Source organism: Streptomyces sp. CoH27 (assembly GCF_020181035.1).
Lineage (GTDB): Bacteria > Actinomycetota > Actinomycetes > Streptomycetales > Streptomycetaceae > Streptomyces > Streptomyces camelliae.
Genome location: NZ_JAIQYY010000028.1, coordinates 325 through 5,215, shown reverse-complemented (window position 1 = coordinate 5,215; position 4,891 = coordinate 325). Strand labels below are relative to the sequence as shown.

The window sequence follows — 4,891 nt, the reverse complement described above, 5'->3', positions numbered from 1 at the left end:
GGGGGCCGGCCCGCACTCCAGCGGACCGGCCCCCTCGGCGTGCCTGTGGCAGCTCAGCCGCGCTCGTACTCCGCCGCCCATGCCTCCACCACATCCGCAGCCCGGTCGAACGCGGCAGGGCGCCCCAGAAAGTCCAGCGTGTGCGTGGTCAGCAGCGGCGACGTCTCCTCGGCCGGCCGGTCCGCGCGTACGAGCGCCAGCGCCTGCCCCTGCACCGTCCGGGGCAACCCCAGCCAGCGCACCGGCTGCTGCACCGTCCGCACCGAGACGACCCGCGCCCACGGCACCGTACGCGTCACCAGAAACCCGACCTGGCGCAGCCCGCGCCCGCTGACCCACACGCCCACGCGCAGCAGCCGCAGCGCACCCGCGATGACCACGAGCGCCGCGCCGAGAACCGCCCCGGCGACGGACACCGAGCCGGTCAGGGCGATGGCGACCGCGGCGAACAGCACGAAGGACGCCAGCAGCAACGCCAGCGCGGCCATGCCCACCCGCCAGGGCCCAGGGCGGTACGGGCGCCGCCAGCGCTCCCGGTCGTCGTAGGGCAGCGCACTCTCGGCAGCGGCCTCGAAGGTGCGGTCGGCCGTCAGGAAGGGCAGGGGCACGGCTGGTCCTCACTCGATCCTCGCGCGGGCTGTGCCCGGTGAGGCTATCGAGCCGTGTTGCCGCTCACCACCCTTGGACCGCCGGAAGAGTCAGTGCCCGTCGGCGGCCTGCGACTGCTGCACCGGCGTACTGGAGGGAGTGGCCAGCGCCGGCATGCCGAGCATCAGCGAGCCCACGAGCCCGGCGACGATGGTGAGGCCCAGCAGCCAGCGCCCGGCTATCTGCCCGGCCGACGCCCTCCGGCGCGGCGGGGGAGCGACATTGCTGCGGAACCTGTTCGCCTCGGCCAGGAAGGCGAAGGGCACGGGCTCACGCCGACGGAACATGACAGGACCTCTCCTCTCGAAGCCGAACTCTCAGGCCTCATTGATACAGACGTCCGACTGACGGAAAAGGTGCCCATGTCCGAAAAAATCATCGACAAGGTCACGGGTCGGTCACCGTACGGCACTGTCAGAGGCGCCCCGTACAGTGGGCGCGAACCTGAAGAAGTGATGGGAAGGACCCCCGTGACCACCCCCGAGTCGCTCACCCTGCGCAGTGATGTCACCGTCGAGCTGGTGAAGTCCAGCGCGTCGGACGCAGACGTCCTGTTCGCCGCCCGCGTCTCCACGCTCGGCGAGCAGTCCCTGGACGAGCTGAAGAAGGACCCCGAGCGCTCCAAGGGCCTGATCAACTACCTGATGCGCGACCGGCACGGAAGCCCGTTCGAGCACAACTCGATGACCTTCTTCATCAGCGCCCCGATCTTCGTCTTCCGCGAGTTCATGCGGCACCGCGTCGGCTGGTCGTACAACGAGGAGTCCGGCCGCTACCGGGAGCTCCAGCCCGTCTTCTACATCCCCGGCGCCGACCGCAAGCTCGTCCAGGAGGGCCGCCCCGGCAAGTACGTCTTCGTCGAGGGCACCCCGGCCCAGCACGAGACGGTGAGCAGCACCCTCGCCGAGAGCTACGAGCAGGCGTACGCGGCGTACCAGAAGCTCCTCGCCGAGGGCGTGGCCCGCGAGGTCGCCCGCGCGGCCCTCCCCGTCGGCCTCTACTCCTCGATGTACGCCACCTGCAACGCCCGCTCCCTGATGCACTTCCTCGGCCTGCGCACCCAGCACGAGCTGGCCAAGGTGCCGTCCTTCCCGCAGCGGGAGATCGAGATGGTCGGCGAGAAGATGGAGGCGGAGTGGGCCCAGCTCATGCCGCTGACGTACGCCGCCTTCAACGCGAACGGACGCGTGGCTCCGTAATCGAGCCCACGACGGTCCGCGACGGTCCGCGACGGCCCACGACGGCCTGCGAAGCCCTGTTCGCCCACCCGGAACGGATGTACGGATCAGCCGGGCGAAGTGTCCGTATTGCGGCATTTAGAGAAGTTCATCTAGCCTGATCAAACGGACCCGGCACTGCTTGAACCCCCGAGCAGGCAGTGCCGGGCTCCGCATTTGTCCTGACTTTCCCGGCCCCCCTAGGGCAGACCACGCACGGAGCACCGAGTAGCGTGTTACCCATGGCTCCGACCTCGACTCCGCAGACCCCCTTCGGGCGGGTCCTCACCGCCATGGTCACGCCCTTCACGGCGGACGGCGCACTCGACCTCGACGGCGCGCAGCGGCTCGCCGCCCATCTGGTGGACGCAGGCAACGACGGCCTGATCATCAACGGCACCACCGGCGAGTCCCCCACCACCACCGATGCGGAGAAATCGGACCTGGTACGAGCCGTACTGGAGGCGGTCGGCGACCGCGCCCACGTCGTCGCCGGAGTCGGCACCAACGACACCCACCACAGCCTTGAGCTGGCCCGCGAAGCCGAGCGTGTCGGCGCCCACGGCCTCCTCGTCGTCACGCCCTACTACAACAAGCCCCCGCAGGAGGGCCTGTACCGCCACTTCACGGCCGTCGCGGACGCCACCGGCCTGCCGGTCATGCTCTACGACATCCCCGGCCGCAGCGGTGTCCCGATCAACACCGAGACGCTCGTCCGGCTCGCCGAGCACCCCCGGATCGTCGCCAACAAGGACGCCAAGGGCGACCTCGGCCGCGCCAGCTGGGCCATCGCCCGGTCCGGCCTCGCCTGGTACTCCGGCGACGACATGCTGAACCTGCCCCTGCTCTCCGTGGGCGCGGTCGGCTTCGTCTCGGTCGTCGGTCACGTCGTCACGCCAGACCTGCGCGCCCTCGTCGACGCGTACATCTCCGGCGACGTCGTCAAGGCCACCGAGATCCACCAGAAGCTGCTCCCGGTCTACACCGGCATGTTCCGCACCCAGGGCGTCATGACCACCAAGGCCGCCCTCGCCCTTCAGGGACTGCCCGCCGGGCCGCTGCGCTCGCCCATGGTCGAGTGCTCGCCCGAGGAGATCGCCCAGCTCAAGATCGATCTTGCCGCCGGCGGGGTACAGCTCTGACAACAGACTTGGCGCCACCCGGCTGAACAAGCTCCACAAACTTCATAACTGAAGACACAACCGCATAAGCGGGCCACCGGTGCCCGCATCCACAACGACAACTGCTTCTGCACGAACGTCATGCGCGCCACGTGCCTCACCGGGTACGTGGCGTGCGTGGTGAGGAGAGTCTTTTGAGTCATCCGCATCCTGAACTCGGCCCGCCCCCACCGCTCCCCGAGGGCGGCCTGCGGGTCACCCCGCTCGGCGGTCTCGGCGAGATCGGCCGGAACATGACGGTCTTCGAGTACGGCGGCCGCCTGCTGATCGTCGACTGCGGAGTGCTCTTCCCCGAGGAGGAGCAGCCCGGAATCGACCTGATCCTGCCGGACTTCTCGTCCATCCGGGACCGCCTCGGCGACATCGAGGGCATCGTCCTCACGCACGGCCACGAGGACCACATCGGCGGCGTCCCGTTCCTGCTCCGCGAGAAGCCGGACATCCCGCTGATCGGCTCCAAGCTGACCCTGGCCCTGATCGAGGCCAAGCTCCAGGAGCACCGGATCCGCCCGTACACCCTGGAGGTGGCCGAGGGGAACCGCGAGCGCATCGGCCCCTTCGACTGCGAGTTCGTCGCCGTCAACCACTCCATCCCGGACGCGCTGGCCGTCGCCATCCGCACGCCCGCCGGTATGGCGGTACACACCGGCGACTTCAAGATGGACCAGCTCCCGCTGGACAACCGCCTGACCGACCTGCACGCGTTCGCGCGCCTGAGCGAGGAGGGCATCGACCTCCTTCTCACCGACTCCACGAACGCCGAGGTCCCGGGCTTCACCCCGCACGAGCGGGACATCTCCAACGTCCTGCGCCAGGTCTTCGCCGGCGCCCGCAAGCGGATCATCGTGGCGAGCTTCGCCAGCCATGTCCACCGCATCCAGCAGATTCTGGACGCGGCCCACGAGTACGGTCGCCGGGTCGCCTTCGTCGGCCGCTCCATGGTCCGCAACATGGGCATCGCCCGCGACCTCGGCTACCTGAAGGTCCCGCCGGGCCTGGTGGTCGACGTCAAGACCCTGGACGACCTCCCGGACGACGAGGTGGTCCTGGTCTGCACGGGCTCCCAGGGCGAGCCGATGGCGGCCCTGTCGCGGATGGCCAACAGGGACCACCAGATCCGCATCGTGGACGGCGACACGGTCATCCTGGCCTCGTCCCTCATCCCCGGAAACGAGAACGCGGTCTACCGCGTGATCAACGGCCTGACCCGCTGGGGCGCCAACGTCGTCCACAAGGGCAATGCCAAGGTGCACGTCTCCGGCCATGCCTCGGCGGGCGAGCTGCTGTACTTCTACAACATCTGCCGCCCGAAGAACCTGATGCCGGTACACGGCGAATGGCGCCACCTGCGGGCGAACGCCGAGCTGGGCGCCCTGACCGGTGTCCCGCACGACCGGATCGTCATCGCCGAGGACGGCGTGGTGGTCGACCTGGTCGAGGGCAAGGCCAAGATCTCCGGCAAGGTCCAGGCCGGTTACGTCTACGTCGACGGCCTCTCCGTCGGCGACGTCGGCGAGCCGGCCCTCAAGGACCGCAAGATCCTCGGCGACGAGGGCATCATCTCGGTCTTCGTGGTCGTGGACGCCTCCACCGGCAAGATCACGGGCGGCCCGCACGTCCAGGCCCGCGGCTCCGGCATCGAGGACTCGGCCTTCGCCGACGTCCTCCCGAAGATCACCGAGGTGCTGGAGAGGTCCGCCCAGGACGGCGTCGTGGAGCCTCACCAGCTCCAGCAACTCATTCGGCGCACTCTCGGCAAGTGGGTCTCGGACACCTATCGCCGCAGGCCGATGATCCTCCCGGTGGTCGTGGAGGTCTGACGGTCCGTCGGAGCATCACCCGAGC

Annotated in this window: 5 protein-coding genes; 3 read left to right on the top strand and 2 right to left on the bottom strand. The window is 69.2% G+C overall.

Annotation, left to right across the window (positions count from 1 at the left end):
• Positions 1 to 53: 53 nt before the first annotated feature.
• A complete protein-coding gene (locus LE548_RS36275) occupies positions 54 to 608 on the bottom strand; it encodes a hypothetical protein (RefSeq protein WP_225101287.1) in 555 nt (184 codons plus the stop codon).
• A gap of 90 nt (positions 609 to 698) precedes the next feature.
• Positions 699 to 935 carry a hypothetical protein gene (locus tag LE548_RS36270; protein WP_225101286.1) on the bottom strand — a complete coding sequence of 79 codons (237 nt, stop codon included), beginning with the start codon at positions 933 to 935 and terminating at the stop codon, positions 699 to 701.
• A gap of 168 nt (positions 936 to 1,103) precedes the next feature.
• On the opposite strand from LE548_RS36270, the gene thyX reads away from it, so the two are divergent.
• From thyX to LE548_RS36255, 3 genes are all read left to right on the top strand, one after another.
• On the top strand, positions 1,104 to 1,847 hold the full coding sequence (thyX, locus tag LE548_RS36265; protein ID WP_225101285.1) for an FAD-dependent thymidylate synthase: 744 nt from the start codon (positions 1,104 to 1,106) through the stop codon (positions 1,845 to 1,847).
• 260 nt (positions 1,848 to 2,107) lie between these two features.
• The gene (gene dapA, locus LE548_RS36260; RefSeq protein ID WP_225101284.1) at positions 2,108 to 3,007 is read left to right on the top strand and encodes a 4-hydroxy-tetrahydrodipicolinate synthase; all 900 of its coding nucleotides are present in this window, start codon (positions 2,108 to 2,110) and stop codon (positions 3,005 to 3,007) included.
• 173 nt (positions 3,008 to 3,180) lie between these two features.
• The gene (locus LE548_RS36255; protein ID WP_225101283.1) at positions 3,181 to 4,866 is read left to right on the top strand and encodes a ribonuclease J; all 1,686 of its coding nucleotides are present in this window, start codon (positions 3,181 to 3,183) and stop codon (positions 4,864 to 4,866) included.
• The last annotated feature ends 25 nt before the right edge of the window (positions 4,867 to 4,891 follow it).